Source organism: Streptomyces sp. NPDC096311, assembly GCF_044763085.1.
Lineage (GTDB): Bacteria > Actinomycetota > Actinomycetes > Streptomycetales > Streptomycetaceae > Streptomyces.
Genome location: NZ_JBIWFN010000001.1, coordinates 317,967 through 333,431 on the forward strand (window position 1 = coordinate 317,967; position 15,465 = coordinate 333,431).

General features: G+C 71.5%; 16 protein-coding genes. 7 read left to right on the top strand and 9 right to left on the bottom strand.

Features of this window, described 5'->3' with window-relative positions:
* Positions 1–9: 9 nt before the first annotated feature.
* The 3 genes from ACIRA5_RS01440 to ACIRA5_RS01450 are packed head-to-tail and all read right to left on the bottom strand — an operon-like array spanning position 10 to position 3,100.
* The gene (locus tag ACIRA5_RS01440; protein ID WP_403686145.1) at positions 10–531 is read right to left on the bottom strand and encodes a cupin domain-containing protein; all 522 of its coding nucleotides are present in this window, start codon (positions 529–531) and stop codon (positions 10–12) included.
* Positions 532–538: 7 nt separating this feature from the next.
* Positions 539–1,753: a cytochrome P450 gene (locus tag ACIRA5_RS01445; RefSeq protein WP_403686146.1), complete on the bottom strand. Its 1,215-nt coding sequence runs from the start codon at positions 1,751–1,753 to the stop codon at positions 539–541.
* Positions 1,754–1,759: 6 nt separating this feature from the next.
* Positions 1,760–3,100 (bottom strand): type III polyketide synthase, encoded by a 1,341-nt coding sequence (locus tag ACIRA5_RS01450; protein ID WP_403686147.1) that lies wholly within the window; start codon positions 3,098–3,100, stop codon positions 1,760–1,762.
* On the opposite strand from ACIRA5_RS01450, the gene ACIRA5_RS01455 reads away from it, so the two are divergent.
* Positions 3,038–3,712 (top strand): transcriptional regulator, encoded by a 675-nt coding sequence (locus ACIRA5_RS01455; RefSeq protein ID WP_403686149.1) that lies wholly within the window; start codon positions 3,038–3,040, stop codon positions 3,710–3,712. The genes ACIRA5_RS01450 and ACIRA5_RS01455 overlap by 63 nt on opposite strands.
* Positions 3,713–3,754: 42 nt before the next feature.
* Here ACIRA5_RS01455 and ACIRA5_RS01460 read toward each other — a convergent pair whose 3' ends face one another.
* The 5 genes from ACIRA5_RS01460 to ACIRA5_RS01480 all read right to left on the bottom strand — a co-directional run bounded on the left by ACIRA5_RS01460 (position 3,755) and on the right by ACIRA5_RS01480 (position 8,649).
* Positions 3,755–3,994, bottom strand: a complete 240-nt coding sequence (locus ACIRA5_RS01460; RefSeq protein ID WP_054228947.1) for a DUF6213 family protein — start codon at positions 3,992–3,994, stop codon at positions 3,755–3,757.
* A 24-nt stretch (positions 3,995–4,018) separates the two neighbouring features.
* Positions 4,019–5,413: an NADP-dependent succinic semialdehyde dehydrogenase gene (locus tag ACIRA5_RS01465; RefSeq protein ID WP_403686150.1), complete on the bottom strand. Its 1,395-nt coding sequence runs from the start codon at positions 5,411–5,413 to the stop codon at positions 4,019–4,021.
* Positions 5,414–5,499: 86 nt separating this feature from the next.
* Entirely contained in the window at positions 5,500–5,964 is a 465-nt protein-coding gene (locus ACIRA5_RS01470; RefSeq protein WP_403686151.1) for an NUDIX domain-containing protein, read from the bottom strand.
* On the bottom strand, positions 5,961–7,499 hold the full coding sequence (locus ACIRA5_RS01475) for an ATP-dependent DNA ligase (RefSeq protein WP_403686152.1): 1,539 nt from the start codon (positions 7,497–7,499) through the stop codon (positions 5,961–5,963). The genes ACIRA5_RS01470 and ACIRA5_RS01475 overlap by 4 nt, the downstream gene beginning before the upstream one ends.
* Positions 7,500–7,722: 223 nt before the next feature.
* A complete protein-coding gene (locus tag ACIRA5_RS01480; protein ID WP_403687185.1) occupies positions 7,723–8,649 on the bottom strand; it encodes an NAD(P)/FAD-dependent oxidoreductase in 927 nt (308 codons plus the stop codon).
* A gap of 87 nt (positions 8,650–8,736) precedes the next feature.
* Here ACIRA5_RS01480 and ACIRA5_RS01485 point away from each other — a divergent pair, with 87 nt between their 5' ends.
* From ACIRA5_RS01485 to ACIRA5_RS01510, 6 genes are all read left to right on the top strand, one after another.
* Positions 8,737–9,333 (top strand): helix-turn-helix domain-containing protein, encoded by a 597-nt coding sequence (locus ACIRA5_RS01485; protein WP_403686153.1) that lies wholly within the window; start codon positions 8,737–8,739, stop codon positions 9,331–9,333.
* A gap of 94 nt (positions 9,334–9,427) precedes the next feature.
* Complete coding sequence (locus tag ACIRA5_RS01490) at positions 9,428–10,405, top strand: NADPH:quinone oxidoreductase family protein (protein WP_352046734.1); 978 nt, start codon at positions 9,428–9,430, stop codon at positions 10,403–10,405.
* Entirely contained in the window at positions 10,402–11,583 is a 1,182-nt protein-coding gene (locus tag ACIRA5_RS01495) for an acyl-CoA dehydrogenase family protein (protein WP_403686155.1), read from the top strand. The genes ACIRA5_RS01490 and ACIRA5_RS01495 overlap by 4 nt, the downstream gene beginning before the upstream one ends.
* The gene (locus ACIRA5_RS01500; protein ID WP_403686157.1) at positions 11,580–12,719 is read left to right on the top strand and encodes an acyl-CoA dehydrogenase family protein; all 1,140 of its coding nucleotides are present in this window, start codon (positions 11,580–11,582) and stop codon (positions 12,717–12,719) included. The genes ACIRA5_RS01495 and ACIRA5_RS01500 overlap by 4 nt, the downstream gene beginning before the upstream one ends.
* Before the next feature lie 174 nt (positions 12,720–12,893).
* A complete protein-coding gene (locus ACIRA5_RS01505) occupies positions 12,894–13,754 on the top strand; it encodes a phosphatidylinositol-specific phospholipase C/glycerophosphodiester phosphodiesterase family protein (protein ID WP_403686158.1) in 861 nt (286 codons plus the stop codon).
* A gap of 147 nt (positions 13,755–13,901) precedes the next feature.
* Positions 13,902–14,096 carry a hypothetical protein gene (locus tag ACIRA5_RS01510; RefSeq protein ID WP_403686159.1) on the top strand — a complete coding sequence of 65 codons (195 nt, stop codon included), beginning with the start codon at positions 13,902–13,904 and terminating at the stop codon, positions 14,094–14,096.
* 32 nt (positions 14,097–14,128) lie between these two features.
* Here ACIRA5_RS01510 and ACIRA5_RS01515 read toward each other — a convergent pair whose 3' ends face one another.
* A complete protein-coding gene (locus tag ACIRA5_RS01515) occupies positions 14,129–15,403 on the bottom strand; it encodes a phosphodiester glycosidase family protein (RefSeq protein WP_403686161.1) in 1,275 nt (424 codons plus the stop codon).
* Positions 15,404–15,465 lie beyond the last annotated feature (62 nt).

Genomic DNA, 15,465 nt, shown 5'->3' on the forward strand with positions numbered 1-15,465 from the left:
GCGCTGCGGCTAGCGGTGTTTCAGAGGGGTGAGCTGCTCGATGTCGTATCGCGCCCTCAGTTCCTCGATGGCCGCGTGGTCGGGTGGGCCGCCCGAACCCAGGATCTCCAGCAGCTCCTCGAAGTAGCGCTCGTGGTCCGGGGGCGGGGAGGCCTGGAAGAACATCTTCGCCTGGGTCTCGGTGGGGTTGGCGAAGGCGTGTGGACAGCCCGGGGGCACGACGATGACGGTGCCCGGGGTTGCCCGTACCGCCCGGTTGCCCGAACTCGACTCCCACTTCTGCCAGTTGTCGGGGGTCCGGATCCGGGGCTCGAAGGCGAGCACGTCCAGCTCGCCTTCGAGCACGTAGAACAGCTCCTCGCTGCGTGAGTGCACGTGGGCGCCCACGTCGAAGCCGGGCGGTACCAGCACCTCGAAGGTGGACGCGGTGCGCGAGTGCGAGCCGGTCACCTTGAAGGTCACGTGCTGGGCGGGGGTTTGTACGATCCGGCCGTGACCCGGTGGTACGAGGAGTCCTTCGGTCATGGTCATCGGTCGCTCACCACGTCACGGGCAGAGCCTCGGGGCCACGGATCAACGCGCCTTTCCTGAACGGGACCTGGCGTGGGGGGACGGCGAGCCGCAGCCCCGGCATCCGGTCCAAAAGCGCGTCCACCAGGAGTTCCGACTCCAGCCTGGCCAGCATCCCGCCCGGGCAGTAGTGCGGGCCGAAGCCGAACGCCACGTGCGGGTTGGGGTTGCGCTCGAAGTCGAGGTGCTCCGGGTCCGGGAAGACCTCCGGGTCGCGGTTGGCGGCCAGGTACGAGACGTAGACCGGATCGCCGGCCCGGATCAGTACGCCGCTGATCTCGACGTCCTTCCTCGCGATCCGTGACAGGCCGACCATGTTGCGGTGCGGGATGTAGCGCAGCAGCTCGTCGATGGCCTGGGGGCGGATCCGAGGGTCGGAGCGCAGCCGGTCGGCCAGCGCCGGGCGGGTCATGAGCAGGTAGAACATCTGCCCGCTGTTGTTCGTGACCGCCTCGCCGCCGATCTGGAGGAGGACGGCGAGTCCGACGGCCTCCTCCAGATCGATCTCGTCCCGGCCCACGGCGGCACCCAGCAGCGAGGTGACGTCCTCGTCCCTGCTGTGGTTCCGGGCGCCGATGAGCTTCCTGAAGTAGGCGCCCATCTCGTCCTTGGCCTTCTCGCTGACCTCGGCGCCGTGCGCGGAGGACAGGATCGGCTGCGTCCAGGTGTGCATGCCCTTCCGGTCGTCGGGCGGGACGCCCATCAGTTCGCAGATGACCGAGATGGGGAAGGGACTGAGGACCGCTTCGGTGAGATCGGCGGGCGGTCCGATCCGCAGCAGCTCGTCGACCATCTCGTCGAGCGTGCGCCGGGCCTTGTCGCGGACCCGCTCCACCCCGCGTGCCGTGAAGGCCGCAGCCACCGAGCGGCGCAGCCGGGTGTGGTCGGGCGGGTCCAGGAAGCCCACCGCGCCACGGGCCGGGATGAAGTGCGGGGCGAGCCGGGTGACCTGCTGGTCCAGGACCGCCTCGCGGCCGAAGCGTGGGTCGTTGGCGACCTTGCGCACATCGTCGTGGCGGGTCACCAGCCAGGCCCAGCCCTCGCCGTTGGGCAGTTGGATCCGGGTGACCGGTCCCTCGCGCATCAGCTCGGTCAGGACCGGGTCGAAGTCCACGCCCTTCAGGTCGAGGGCGGGCCAGTGCCGGACAGGCGGCAGTGGCCCGATGATCGTCTTCTCGGTCATGTCCGTTCACACCGTCTCGTCGTTGGTGTCCTGCCAGCGGCCCAGGGCCATCTCCGCGGTGATGCCGGGGCCGAAGCCCGCGAGCAGTCCGCGTGCGGAGTGCTCGGCGCCGCCCTCGTCGAACAGCCGGCGCAGCGCGTCCAGGACGACGGCGCTGGCGATGTTCCCGTACTCGGTGAGGGTGGCCCGGCTGAAGCGGAAGGCCTCCGGCGGGACCTCGAGGAACTTGCTGAGGTCGTCGAGGATCCTGGGGCCGCCCGCGTGGATGATGTAGAAGTCCAGTTCGGAGGCGTCCCAGTCGTGCTGTCGCGCGAGGGCGTGGAGGGCGGGGGCGAGCGGTTCCATCGTCCCGGGAACCCGCTTGTCCAGCAGGAAGTGGAAGCCCGTGGCGCGGACGTCGTACATGATCCAGTCCTCGGTCTTGGGGACCAGGTAGGAGCCGTTGCGCTCCAGGTGGACGCCGGTGCCGCCGTTGCCGCGGACGACGGCGGCGGCTATGCCGTCGCCGAACAGGCCGTTGCAGAGCAGCGAGCCGACGCTGAGATCGGTCGGCTGGTAGCAGAGCGAGCAGAACTCGCAGGCCACGATGAGTGCGTTGGCGTCGGGGTACGCCGTGCAGAAATCGTGGGCCCGGTTGATCGCGGCGCCGCCCGCCGCGCAGCCCAGCTGGGCTATGGGTATTTGCCGGGTGTCGCTGCTGAAGTCCATCGAGTTGATCAGCCAGGCCGTGAGCGAGGGCATCATGAACCCGGTGCACGAGACGTAGATGATCATGTCGATGTCGGTGGTGAGCAGCTCGGCGTCATCCAGCGCCCGCTGTATGACGGCGGGGACGCGGGCCTTGGCCTCACTCTCGTAGACCTTGTTGCGTTCTTCGAAGCCCGGGTGTTTCAGCGTCTCCTCGATGGGCTGCACGATGTGCCGGGTTTGGACACCGGTGTTCTCGATCAGTCGGAGTGCCAACGGCAGTTGCGGGTGGTCCTCGTGACGGGAGCGAGCCAGCTCCAGCGTCTCCTCCATCGTGATCACGTATTCCGGTACGGAGACCGAAGGTCTGCACAAAGTCGCCATGACGCGCGCCTTCTTTCGCCTTCCGGGGAACTCTCGTCCCCCGGCGGAAGAGTGGTTCACCCTCGGGGGTGGTTCACCCACAGGGGTGGTCCACCCACGATCACCCGGAAGCGTGGGGATCTCTCGTCGGGTTACTCCATTCCGGGGATTCTTGGGAGGGTGCAGGAGTACGAGGGAAGAGGCCCCGGGACGGCCGAACCGAAGGAGTACGCCATGGTGCGCACGGCCAGGGAACTGCTGGAGGACACCACGGGGAAGCTCGCCCCGGACCCCCACGCCAACCGGCTGTTGCCCCTCATCGCCCGGGGCGCGGCCCAGCGTTCCACGCTCGCCGCCCTCGCCCTGGAACAGCGCCATGTGATCGCCGCGGACCGCCGCGCGTTCCTGCATCTGGTCGAGCGTCCGGACGTCGAGCCGCAGAGCGCCGCCTTCTTCGCCATGCTCGCGGAGGGTGAGGCTCTGGCCCAGGACAAGCTGGATGTGTTCGCCGCCGCCTGCGGGGTGGACGAGGCGCGGGCGGCGTCCTACGAGCCGCTCGCGGACTGCCAGGCCTATCCCGCGTACGTCGCCTGGCTGGCCCTGAACGGCTCAGGGGCCGACGTGGTGCTCGCCCTGAGCGGCAACTTCACGACGTGGGGCGGCTATTGCGCGGTGATCGCCGAAGCCCTGCGCCGCCACTACGGCTTCGGCGGCGAGGTGTGCGGCTTCTTCGACTTGTTCGCGGCACCCGCCCCGGAGCTGGAGCGGAAGGCGCTCACGGCTGTACAGGCGGGGCTGGACGCGGGGCGGATCGGGGAGACCGAGGTCCTCCGGTACGGGCGACTGCTGCAGAGCTATGAGGCGAAGTTCTGGCACGCCCTGTGGGAACTCGACCAGCGGCCGACCTGAGGGCGCGTCGGCCCGGCGCGCGGACCGGGCGGACGCGCGCCGTCAGTCGGACGTCGTCCCGCTGCTGTGCGCGATGCAGGCCACGTCGATGCGGTCGGCGAGCTTGGCGAGTTCGATGGTCAGCGTCGCCACCGTGTCCTCGTCGAGTCCGTCCTGGCCGGCCTCCACCAGGTGCAGCCACCGGCCGCCCACCGTGCGCAGCAGTTTGCTGACGTCGGCGGCCGCCACCTGCAACGTGCCGCGGTCGTCGACGATCAGAGGCAGGGTCACTTCGCGGTTCACAGGGGGATGGTAGCTGCGGAACGCTTACGCTCCGTGCCATACGGTGGTGATGTTGCAGAACTCGCGGATTCCGTGTCCCGACAGTTCACGCCCGTAGCCGGATCGCTCGACCCCGCCGAACGGGAACGCCGGGTGGGAGGCGGTCATCCCGTTGAAGAACACGCCGCCCGCCTCCAGGTCGCGTACGAACCGGTCCGCCTCGGCCTCGTCGTTCGTCCAGACGTTCGAACTCAGCCCGAACGGCGTGTCGTTCGCGAGCGCCACCGCCTCGTCCAGATCGGCGGCGCGGTAGAGCGTGGCGACCGGCCCGAAGGTCTCCTCCTGGTGGACGCGCATCTCGGGGGTGATGTCGGTGAGGATGGTCGGCGCGTAGTACCAGCCGTGCTCCGTGAAGCCTTCGGGGCGCTCGCCGCCGCAGAGCACGGTGGCGCCGTTCTCCACCGCGTCGTCGACGAGTTCCTCCAGGTCACCGCGGCCCTGTTCGGTGGAGAGCGGGCCGATGTCGGTGTCCTCGGCCAGCGGATCGCCGACCTTCAGCGCCTTCATGCCCGCCGTGAAGCGCTCGGCGAAGGCGTCGAACACGTCCGTGTGCACAATGAACCGCTTGGCGGCGATGCACGACTGCCCGTTGTTCTGCACCCGGGCCGTCACCGCGGTCCTCGCCGCCCGGTCCACGTCGGCGGACGGCATGACGACGAACGGGTCGCTGCCGCCCAGCTCCAGCACCGTCTTCTTGACCTCGTCCCCGGCGACCGAGGCCACCGCGCGACCCGCCGGTTCACTCCCGGTCAGCGTCGCCGCCTTGACCCGGGGATCGCGCAGGATGCCCTCCACGGCGCCCGAGCCGATCAGCAACGTCTGGAAACAGCCCTCCGGGAAGCCCGCCCGGCGGAACAGGTCCTCCAGGTAGAGGGCGGTCTGCGGCACGTTCGAGGCGTGCTTGAGCAGGCCGACATTGCCCGCCATCAGGGCGGGCGCCGCGAACCGGACCACCTGCCAGAGCGGGAAGTTCCACGGCATGACGGCCAGCACCGGGCCCAGCGGCCGATAGCGCACCAGGACGCGGGAGGCGCCGGAGTCCTTGACGTCGGAGCCGGCGGGTTCCTCGTCGGCGAGCAGCTCCTCGGCGTGGTCGGCGTACCAGCGCATCGACTTCGCGCACTTGGCGGCCTCCGCGCGGGCCTGCTTGACCGGCTTGCCCATCTCCGTGGTCATCACCCGGCCGATGTCGTCCCGCTCCTCGTCGAGGAGGTCGGCTGCCCTGTGCAGCAGCCGTGCACGCTCGGCGAAGGACGTGGTGCGATAGGCGCGGAACGTGGTCTCGGCCGTGGCGAGCCTGCGCTCGATCTCCTCGGCGCCGAGCGCGTCGTACGTCTTGAGCCTCTCGCCGTTCGCCGGGTTCACCGTCGCGATGGGCATGGCCGACCTCCTGAAGCGGGCTGTTCCTCGAGCCTGTTTTCCGACCCTCCCGCGCGGCGAGGTGCGGCGCAACGCGGAGGGCGCTGTCAGTCCGAGTGCTCCGCCAGCCGGTCGAGAAACGCCGTCTGCGCCGGCACGATCAGCTCCGCGGCCCGGTCCAGGCCGAACCATTCCACCCGGTCCAGCTCGGGAAACTCCTGGCGCCGCCCCGACTTCGGCGGCCACTCCATCGCGAAGGTGCCCGGGACCACGGTCGCCGGGTCGAGGTCCGCCTCGATCGCCCAGGCCGTGACGACCTTGCCGTTCTTCTGTTTGACCTCGCCGAGCGGGACGGCCTCGCCGTCGGGCGGCGGCAGCCCCAGCTCCTCCTGGAATTCCCGGCGCGCCGCGTCCCAGGCGGTCTCGTCGGGCTCGTACTCGCCCTTGGGCACGGTCCACGCCCCGGCGTCCCGCCGCGCGAAGAACGGGCCGCCCATGTGGCCGAGCAGCACCTCCGGGCCGTCGCCGGCGCGCCGGTACAACAGAAGCCCCGCACTGCGCTTCCCCGTCACGGAGCCACCTCCGGGTGTGCGGCGAGCAGGGTCTCGACCGTGTCGGCCTCCGCGGGCGCCTTGTCCTCGCGGTAGCGCACCACGCGGGCGAAGCGCAGGGTGACCCCGGCCGGGTAGCGGGTGGACCTCTGCAGACCGTCGTAGGCGATCTCCACGACGAGTTCGGGCCGTACGGTGACCACGTGGCCGCTGTCCTCGACGGCCAGCTCCTGGAGGCGCTCGGTCTGCCAGGCCAGCATCGCGTCCGTCATGCCCTTGAAGGTCTTGCCGAGCATCGCGAAGGAACCGTCCGCGGCGCGGGCCCCGAGGTGCAGGTTGGAGAGCTTGCCGGTGCGCCGTCCGTGGCCCCACTCGGCCGCCAGGACCACCAGGTCGAGGGTGTGCACGGGCTTGACCTTCAGCCACGACGCCCCGCGTCGGCCCGCGCTGTAGGGGGCGTCCAGGGCCTTCGCCACCACGCCTTCGTGACCGCGCTCCAGCGTCTCGGCGAGGAATCGTTGTGCCGGGGGGATGTCCTCGGGCCCGTGGGCGAGGGCGCGCCGCACCCGCATCGGCTCGGGCACCAGCCGCGCCAGCTCCGCGTGCCGTTCGGCGAACGGCAGATCCAGCAGATCCCGCCCGTCGACCGACAGCGCGTCGAAGAAGACGGTGGAGACGGGCACGCTCTTCGCGGCCGTGGCCACATCCACCCGCGAACCCACCCGCCCGGCCGTCTCCTGGAAGGAGCGTGGCCGCCCGTCCTCGTCCAGCGCGATCACCTCGCCGTCCAGGATGAACCGGGTGCCCTTCAACTCCATCGCGGCGGAGGTGAGCTCGGGCAGCCGGTCGGTGATGTCGTCGAGGGTGCGGGTGTAGATCCGTACGTCGTCGCCGTCGCGGTGCAGCTGTACGCGGATGCCGTCGAGCTTCTCCTCGACGGCACACGCGCCCAGCTTCTCCACGGCCTCGGACACGGACGTGGCGCTGTGGGCGAGCATGGGCAGCACCGGGCGGCCCACGGTGAGCCGGAAGTCGTCCAGGGCTTCCGGGCCGTCCGTCAGCAGCGCCTGCGCCACCGTGTGCAGCGATCCGGCGAGCATCACCGCCCGCCGTACGTCCGCGGCGGGTGCGCCGGTCGCCGCGGCGAGCCCCTCGACCGCGACCGCGTCCAGCGCGCCCTGCCGCACCTCGCCGGTGAGCAGCCCGAACAGGAACCGCTGCTCGTCCTCGGTGGCCGCCGCCCGCAGCTCGTCCATCAGCCGCCTGCGCTCCGCCTGCGAGCCGGCGCCCGTGACCGCGCCGACCTCCGTCAGCCGGGCGTCCACGTCCCGCACCGTGAGCGAGGGCTCGGGCGCGGGCGGCACAGGCCCGCTCAGCAGCTTCCAGCCGATGCCGAGCCGCCCCTGTGGGAGACGGCCCGCCAGATACGGGATCACGATCGGCACGTCGTCCGCGTCGGCGTCCCGGAACAGCTCGGCGAGCAGAGCGATCTTCCGGGACCGCGCCGAGGTGGCGGCGACCTCCCGGGACACATGGGCGAGCCGGGCGAGCAGCATGGAGCCATGGTGCTACGGAGGGGCGCCGTCCACACCCGGGCCGTCAGCTCCGGGGCCAGGACCTGTCCGGCCCGTAACGGTGCAGGCGCGGGGTGCCGATGGCATCAGCCGCTCCGCGGCGGGCGCGCCTCTCGCGCCGTGAAGGGGCGCGGGGAACGGCGCGACCAGCCACGACGGCGCCGCAGACGATCGACGGCACGTCCCGGCCCCTCCAGCGGAGCGCTCAGGCGGCGTCGAGGTCGGCGAAGAGCAGCTCACCGTTGAGCGTGGCCGCCGCCCGGTAGCCCGCGCCCGCGGCGTTCACGACCTGTTCGGCGAAGCCCACCGCGTTGCCCGCCGCCCAGACGCCGGGCACGGTCGTCAGGCCCGTCTCGTCGACCACCGGGTACGTGCCGAACGGGGTCTCGCGCAGCTCGGCGCCCAGCCGCTCGAACAGGTCGTTGCGGGGGACCGCGCGCGGCGCCACGAAGAGCGTCGAGCGGTCGTGGACGGTGCCGTCCGTGAGCCGGACCCCCGTGAGCCGGTCGCCCTCGACGACGAGCCCCGCGACCTCACCGGGCACCACGACGACCCCGGCGGCGGCGAGCCGTCGCGTGTCGTCGGCCGCCAGCTCCCCCTCGGCGACCGTGTGCAGGAAGAGGGTGACGTCCTTGGACCACTGGGAGACCATCAGTGCCTGGTGGACACTCATCGGCGTGGCGGCCAGCACCCCGAAGGACTGGTCGCGGACCTCCCAGCCGTGGCAGTACGGGCAGTGCAGCACGTCCCGCCCGAAGCGCTCGGCGACCCCCGTGACCGTCGGGAGCTCGTCCGCCAGCCCGGTGGCGAGGATCAGCCGCCGCGCGTGCACGGTCCGTCCGGCCGCGAGCGTCACGAGGAACTCGCCACTGTCCTGCCGGGACACGTCCACCGCCCGGTCCCGGACCAGCTCGACGCCGTACCGCGCGATCTCCTCGCGCCCCGCGGCGAGGAACTCCGCGGGCGGCATGCCGTCCCGGGTCAGATAGCCCTGCAGATGCGCGGCGGGCGCGTTGCGCGGCTCGCCCGCGTCGACGACGAGCGTGCGGCGCCGGGCCCGGCCGAGGACCAGTGCGGCGGACAGGCCGGCCGCGCCGCCTCCGACGACGACGGCCTCGTACCTCTCGGTCATGTCGGTCATGGTGACCACCTCCACCGCAGACGGTCGCCCCACCGGTGCGGCATTGACAAACAGCTTTGCCGAATCTGCAATATGGGCATGAGCAAGGGCATGGATGACGAGGAACGGACGGACGAGGTGCTGGCCGAGGTCGGGCCGAGGCTGCGGCGCATCCGCAAGGAGCGGGGCGCGACACTAGCCGGCCTGTCCGAGGCGACCGGCATCTCCGTGAGCACGCTGTCGCGGCTGGAGTCGGGGCTGCGCAAGCCCAGTCTGGAGCTCCTGCTGCCGATCGCCCGGGCCCACGAGGTACCGCTGGACGAGCTGGTCGGCGCGCCCCCGGTGCGCGACCCGCGCGTACGCGCCCAGCCGATCGTGCGCGGCGGCCGCACCCACTGGCCGCTCACCCGGCAGCCCGGCGGACTCCAGGCGTACAAGGTGCTCGAACCGCAGCGCAAGCTCGAGCCGGAACCCCGGACCCACGAGGGTTATGAGTGGCTGTACGTGATGTCGGGGCGGCTGCGGCTCGTGCTGGCCGACCATGATGTGGTGCTCGGTCCGGGGGAGGCCGCCGAATTCGACACGCGGGTGCCGCACTGGTTCGGGTCGACGGGGGAGGGGCCCGTGGAGTTCCTGAGCCTGTTCGGGCCACAGGGGGAGCGGATGCATGTGAGGGCGCGTCCGGCCCGCCCGTGAGGGCGTGACGCACGCGACTGTTCCCTCATCGGCAAGCGACCGCTTAGTATGCGATCGAGCCCGGTCAGACAGAGCAGTCCCGTGGAGGCCCCGCATGCAGGCATGGCAAGTGCACCAGCTCGGCGAACCGAGCCAGGTGATGCAGCTCCAGGACGTGGAGCGACCGGTGCCCGGTGAGGGGCAGGTCCTGCTCAAGGTGCGCGCGGCGAACATCAACTTCCCCGACGTGCTGATGTGCCGTGGGCACTACCAGGTCAGGCCGCCACTGCCGTTCACGCCCGGTGTGGAGATCTGCGGCGAGACCGAGGACGGACGCCGCGTGCTGGCCAACCCCGCGCTGCCGCACGGCGGTCTCGCCGAGTACGCCGTCGCGGACGCCGCCGCCCTGCTGCCCGCGCCCGACACCCTCGACGACGCCGAGGCCGCAGCCCTGCACATCGGCTACCAGACGGGGTGGTTCGGTCTGCACCGCCGGGCCCGTCTCGAAGCCGGCGAGACGCTGCTCGTCCACGCCGCCGCCGGAGGGGTCGGCAGCGCGGCCGTGCAGCTGGGCAAGGCGGCGGGCGCCACCGTCATCGGTGTGGTCGGCGGGGCCGACAAGGTGGCCGTGGCGCGCGAGCTGGGCTGCGACGTCGTCATCGACCGGCGTACCCAGGACGTCATCGCCGCCGTGAAGGAAGCCACCGGCGGCCGGGGCGCCGACGTGATCTACGACCCCGTCGGCGGTGAGGCGTACACCCAGTCCACCAAGGTCGTCGCCTTCGAGGGCCGGATCGTCGTCGTGGGCTTCGCCAGCGGCTCGATCCCCAGCCCGGCGCTCAACCACGCCCTGGTGAAGAACTACGCGATCCTCGGCCTGCACTGGGGCCTGTACGGCACCAAGAACCCCAAGCTGATCCAGCACTGCCACGAGCAGCTCACCGAGCTGGCCGCGCGCGGCGCCATCAAGCCCCTGGTCAGCGAGCGCGTGCCGCTGGGCGGCGGTGCGGCCGCCGTGCAGCGGGTCGGCGACGGTGTCACCACCGGCCGGGTCGTCGTGGTGCCCTCTCTCGAGAACGGAGCAGCCGCATGACCGACGCAGCCGAACTGCGCACCCGTGCGAAGGAGTTGCTGGCGGCGCACCCGCCCGCGACCACGGACCGCCTCGACTTCCTCAAGGCCCGTTTCGACGCCGGACTCGCCTGGGTGCACTACCCCGAGGGCCTCGGCGGGCTGGGCGCCCCGCGCGCCCTCCAGGCCGTCGTGGACGCCGAACTGGAGGCCGCCGACGCCCCAGACAACGACCCGCGGCGCATCGGCATCGGCCTCGGCATGGCCGCGCCGACCATCCTCGGCTTCGGCACGGAGGAACAGCAGCGGGACTTCCTGCGGCCGTTGTGGGTCGGCGAGGAGGTCTGGTGCCAGCTCTTCAGCGAGCCCGGCGCCGGGTCCGACCTGGCCGCGCTCGGTACGCGTGCCGTCCGGGAGGGTGACGACTGGGTGGTCAACGGGCAGAAGGTGTGGACCTCCAGCGCCCACCTCGCCCGCTGGGCCATCCTCATCGCGCGCACCGATCCGGACGTGCCCAAGCACCGCGGCATCACGTACTTCATCTGCGACATGACCGACCCGGGCGTCGAGGTGCGGCCGCTGCGCCAGATCACCGGCGAGGCCGAGTTCAACGAGGTCTTCCTCACCGACGTCCGCATTCCCGACGCGCACCGGTTGGGTGAGGTCGGCGACGGCTGGCGGGTCGCGCAGACCACGCTCATGAACGAGCGCGTCTCCATCGGCGGCATGCGCATCCCCCGCGAGGGCGGCATGATCGGCCCGGTCTCCAGGACCTGGCGCGAGCGTCCCGAACTGCGCACCCACGATGTGCACCAGCGGCTGCTGAAGCTGTGGGTGGAGGCCGAGGTCGCCCGGCTCTCCGGCGAACGGCTGCGCCAGCAGCTCGCCCTGGGCCAGCCCGGCCACGAGGGCGCCGGGATGAAGCTCGGATTCGCCCGCCTCAACCAGGAGATCAGCGGCCTTGAGGTCGAACTCCTCGGCGAGGAGGGCCTGCTGTACGACGACTGGACGATGCGCCGACCGGAACTGGTCGACTTCACCGGCCGCGACGCCGGCTACCGCTATCTGCGCTCCAAGGGCAACAGCATCGAGGGCGGGACCAGCGAGGTCCTGCTGAACATCGTCGCCGAACGCGTGCTGGGCCTGCCGTCCGAGCCGCGCACCGACAAGGACGTCGCGTGGAAGGACCTCGCCCGATGAAAACGACGACAACGACGACAACGACGACAACGACGGCGACACAGAGCACCCAGCCCGATCTGCTGTACTCGGAGGAGGAAGAGGCGCTGCGTGCCGCCGTCCGCGACCTCCTCTCCGACCACTGCGACGCGGCGGGCGTCATCACCCGGACCGAGACGGACACCCCGCACGATCCCGAGCTGTGGAAGGCGCTCTCGGACGGGATGGGCCTGGCGGGCCTGCTCGTACCCGAGTCGCTGGGCGGCCAGGGCGCCACCCACCGCGAAGTCGCCGTGGTGCTGGAGGAGTTGGGGCGTGCGGTCGCGCCGGTGCCGTATCTGACCAGCGCCGTCGTCGCCACCGAGGCGCTGCTGGCCTACGAGGGCGAGGAGGCCGCCGCGCTGCTGACGGCGCTGGCGTCGGGCCGGACGATCGGCGTGCTCGCCGTCGCGCTGTCCGTGGCACCCGGCGGCGCCCACCAGGCCGTACGGAACGAGGACGGCTTCCTGCACGGGGAGCTGACGGGGATCGCGGACGCGGCGGTGGCCGACGTGCTGCTGGTTCCGGCGGACGACGGCGGACTGTACGCGGTGGACGGGGACGCCGTGACGGTCACCCCGCAGGTGTCCCTCGACCTCACCCGGCCGCTCGCCAGGGTCACCTTCGACGGGGTGCGGGCACGTCGCCTCGGCGCCGCGGAACCCGCCGTACGACGGGCCCTGCGCAGCGGCGCCGGACTGCTCGCCTCCGAGCAACTCGGCCTCGCCGACTGGTGCTTGACCGAGACGGTCCGCTACCTCAAGGAACGCAAGCAGTTCAACCGGCCCGTCGGCGGATTCCAGGCGCTCAAGCACCGGCTCGCGCAGCTGTGGCTGGAGGTCGTCAACACGCGCGCCGCCGCCCGTGGTGCCGCCGACGCGCTCGCGACGGGCAGCGAGGACACCGACGTGTCGGTCGCCGTCGCGCAGGCGTACGCGGCGCCCGTCGCCGTCCACACCGCCGAGGAGGCCCTCCAACTGCACGGGGGCATCGGGATGACCTGGGAGCACCCGGTTCACCTCTATCTGAAGCGGGCCAAGGCGGACTCGATCGCGTACGGCACGGCGGGAGCCCACCGCGCCGCGCTGGCCGAACTGGTGGACCTGCAAGCCCCCTGACGTACATCTGCCAGAGGCCCGTCCCACCGGGGGCGGGCCTCTCGGTGTGCGCACCGCGGGTGAAGTGAACGGACAGCGGCGGTCCGGCCAACTCCCCTCAGCCCAAGGTTTGTTGGGCCTCCGAGGACCGCATACTCGCTGAGTTCCGTAGCGCACCCCTCAGGGAGGCAGAGCATGGCCCTCACCACCCGTCGCAGAGCCCTCACCACCCTCGGCGCCGCCCTAGCGGGCTCGGTCGCCCTGCCCGCCTCGCGGGCACTGGCGGGGGAGGAGAAGCACCACCACACGCGCCCCCTGTGGCGTGCCCACGCGCACAACGACTACGAGCACCCGCGACCCCTGTTCGACGCCCTCGACCACCGCTTCGGCAGCGTCGAGGCCGACATCTACCTCGTCGGCGACCAACTCCTCGTCGCCCACGACCCGGTCGACCTCGACCCGACCCGCACCCTCGAATCCCTCTACCTCGCGCCCCTGGCCGCCCGTGTGAAGGCCAACCACGGCTCGGTCTACCGGGGATACCGGAGGCCCCTGCAACTCCTCATCGACATCAAGACCGAGGGCTCGTCGACGTACCTCGAACTCGACCGCCATCTGAGCCGCTACCCACACCTGTTCACCACCTACGCGCACGGCCGGGTGCGCCCGGGGCCGATCACCGCGGTGATCTCCGGTGACCGCGCCGCCCGTACGCCCATGGAGGCGCAGAGCGTGCGGCGCGCCTTCTACGACGGCCGGCTCACCGATCTCGGCAGCGCGGCCCCCGCCTCCTTCATCCCGCTGATCTCGGACAACTGGACGCTCAACTTCACCTGGCAGGGTGACGGTCCGTTCCCCGACGCCGAGCGTGCGAAGCTGCGCGGCATCATCGCGGCGGCGCACCGACGCCACCAGAAGGTGCGGTTCTGGGCCACGCCCGACCTGGCGGGCCCGGCGCGCGAGGCCCTGTGGGGCGAACTACTGGCCGCCGACCTCGACTACTTCAACACCGACGACCTCGCCGGGCTCGAAGCCTTCCTCGACGCGCACGAGTAGACGCGCACGAGCAGGCGCACGCGCTGGTGTGCGAGTGGGCGTAGACACCACACGTTCGGAGGACACGTCAGCCGCCCGGGCGAACCCTCCGCTACGCGACACTTGCGGCCGAAAGCCGCGGTGTCGACGTGGCGGAGGAGGTTGACGATGGCCATTTCCATCTCTGTGGTGGTACTGCTCCTGATCCTCGCGGTGGTCTTCCTGCGCAACGGCGCGCTGAAACCCTCGCACGCGGTGGTCTGCGTACTGCTCGGCTTCTATCTGTCGAGCACCAGCATGGGGCCGACCATTCAGAACGGGCTCACCGCGACGGCGGACATCGTGAGCAGCCTGCGCCCCTGACGTGCGGGTCCAGGTGCGTGTCAGGCCCTGTGTCAGCTGCCTGAGAACACTCCGATGCCGTTGGGGACCGGGCGTTCGGCGCCGCCGGAGGGGTGGTTGAGGACGCTCACCGCGCCCGCTCCCGGCATCCGCGCGACCATGGTCGTGGAGCCGCCCCCGTCCAGACTGAACGCGTCGACGGAGCCCAACGTCCGCATGGTGTGCGCCACTTCGGCGATGGTCAGTCCGCCGCGGTGGGCGGGCGCGCCGTCGAGGGCGAGCAGAAGCAGGCGCCGCCCCTTGTTCGCGATGCCCACGGCGGTCCGTACGGCCGAGGTGGTGTTGTTCAGACCGGGCAGCGGCTGCCCGTGGGTGAGGACCGGATAGCCGCCGATGGCGAAGCGGTACCGGATCCGGGTGCCGGCCGCGACGAGCCAGTGCTGAATGCGGACCGCCTGCCCCTTCGCCAGCTCGCGCAACTGCTGCGCGCCCGCCTCGCGCCCCACCAGCACGGTGGTGCCGGACGCGATGGGACCGCCGCCGGGTGTGGAGGCCGCCGACACGACCCGGCCGCGGCGGACCGTCACCTCGTAGGTGTCCGCGCTGCAGGGCGCGGCGCGGTCGATGTCGGTGCCGCAGACGGCCCGCTTGCGGGAGACACCGCCCCAGGCTGAGGTGAACGCGCCGATGGAACCCTGCGGCAGCGCGTACTGGTTGAGCCCACCGAGCGCCCACCGCCCACGGGAGCTGCGCACGGAACCGTCGAGGGCCAGACTGTCCAGCCGCGCCCGGCCGTCCAGGCCCACGCCGAGCACGTTCTTCGTGGTCGTGCCGGGCGGCAGGGCGGGGCCGAAGCGCTGACCGTCGGGGACCGCCGCCTTCAGGGTGCGGCCGTTCGCGATCGCGGGACCCACGGTCGCGCCCGTGGCCTCGACCCCAGGATGCTGGGCCTCGGAGATGTCGAAGAAGTCACCGTTGACACCGGCGACGGCGCCCTGCGCCTCGGCCAGCCGGGAGACGGCCGCTCGGGAGGCCACGGCCCCGGAGTGGAGGAGATCGACACGCACATGACGGTTTGTCAGATCGACGCTCAGTACGTGTGCGCGCGCCACGCCCTGGGCGGCCGGGAGGTCGAACTCCTTGTACGTGATGCCCGGGGCGACGGCCTTGCCGACGCGAGCCTTCGCGTCCGCGACGGTGCCGTTCCAGGTGTGGGCGCCTTCCACGCCGCTGGCCGGTGCCGCCCCCACCAGGGCCGCACCGGCCAGCGCGCTCCATGCCGTGAGAACCGTCAGTGCTGTTCTGAGTCGTCCGTCGCGAGGTGTCACGGTGCCCCCTGAGGTCTCGTCAACTGTCTTCGGACTCAAGGGGATTGCAGCAGACTGTGACG

Excerpts from the sequence above, each read along its gene's own strand:
- ACIRA5_RS01440 (WP_403686145.1), bottom strand. The coding sequence starts at position 531 with ATGACCATGACCGAAGGACTCCTCGTACCACCGGGTCACGGCCGGATC.
- ACIRA5_RS01445 (WP_403686146.1), bottom strand. The coding sequence starts at position 1,753 with ATGACCGAGAAGACGATCATCGGGCCACTGCCGCCTGTCCGGCACTGG.
- ACIRA5_RS01455 (WP_403686149.1), top strand. The coding sequence starts at position 3,038 with ATGGTGCGCACGGCCAGGGAACTGCTGGAGGACACCACGGGGAAGCTC.
- ACIRA5_RS01465 (WP_403686150.1), bottom strand. The coding sequence starts at position 5,413 with ATGCCCATCGCGACGGTGAACCCGGCGAACGGCGAGAGGCTCAAGACG.
- ACIRA5_RS01475 (WP_403686152.1), bottom strand. The coding sequence starts at position 7,499 with ATGCTGCTCGCCCGGCTCGCCCATGTGTCCCGGGAGGTCGCCGCCACC.
- ACIRA5_RS01480 (WP_403687185.1), bottom strand. The coding sequence starts at position 8,649 with ATGACCGAGAGGTACGAGGCCGTCGTCGTCGGAGGCGGCGCGGCCGGC.
- ACIRA5_RS01485 (WP_403686153.1), top strand. The coding sequence starts at position 8,737 with ATGAGCAAGGGCATGGATGACGAGGAACGGACGGACGAGGTGCTGGCC.
- ACIRA5_RS01490 (WP_352046734.1), top strand. The coding sequence starts at position 9,428 with ATGCAGGCATGGCAAGTGCACCAGCTCGGCGAACCGAGCCAGGTGATG.
- ACIRA5_RS01495 (WP_403686155.1), top strand. The coding sequence starts at position 10,402 with ATGACCGACGCAGCCGAACTGCGCACCCGTGCGAAGGAGTTGCTGGCG.
- ACIRA5_RS01500 (WP_403686157.1), top strand. The coding sequence starts at position 11,580 with ATGAAAACGACGACAACGACGACAACGACGACAACGACGGCGACACAG.
- ACIRA5_RS01505 (WP_403686158.1), top strand. The coding sequence starts at position 12,894 with ATGGCCCTCACCACCCGTCGCAGAGCCCTCACCACCCTCGGCGCCGCC.
- ACIRA5_RS01510 (WP_403686159.1), top strand. The coding sequence starts at position 13,902 with ATGGCCATTTCCATCTCTGTGGTGGTACTGCTCCTGATCCTCGCGGTG.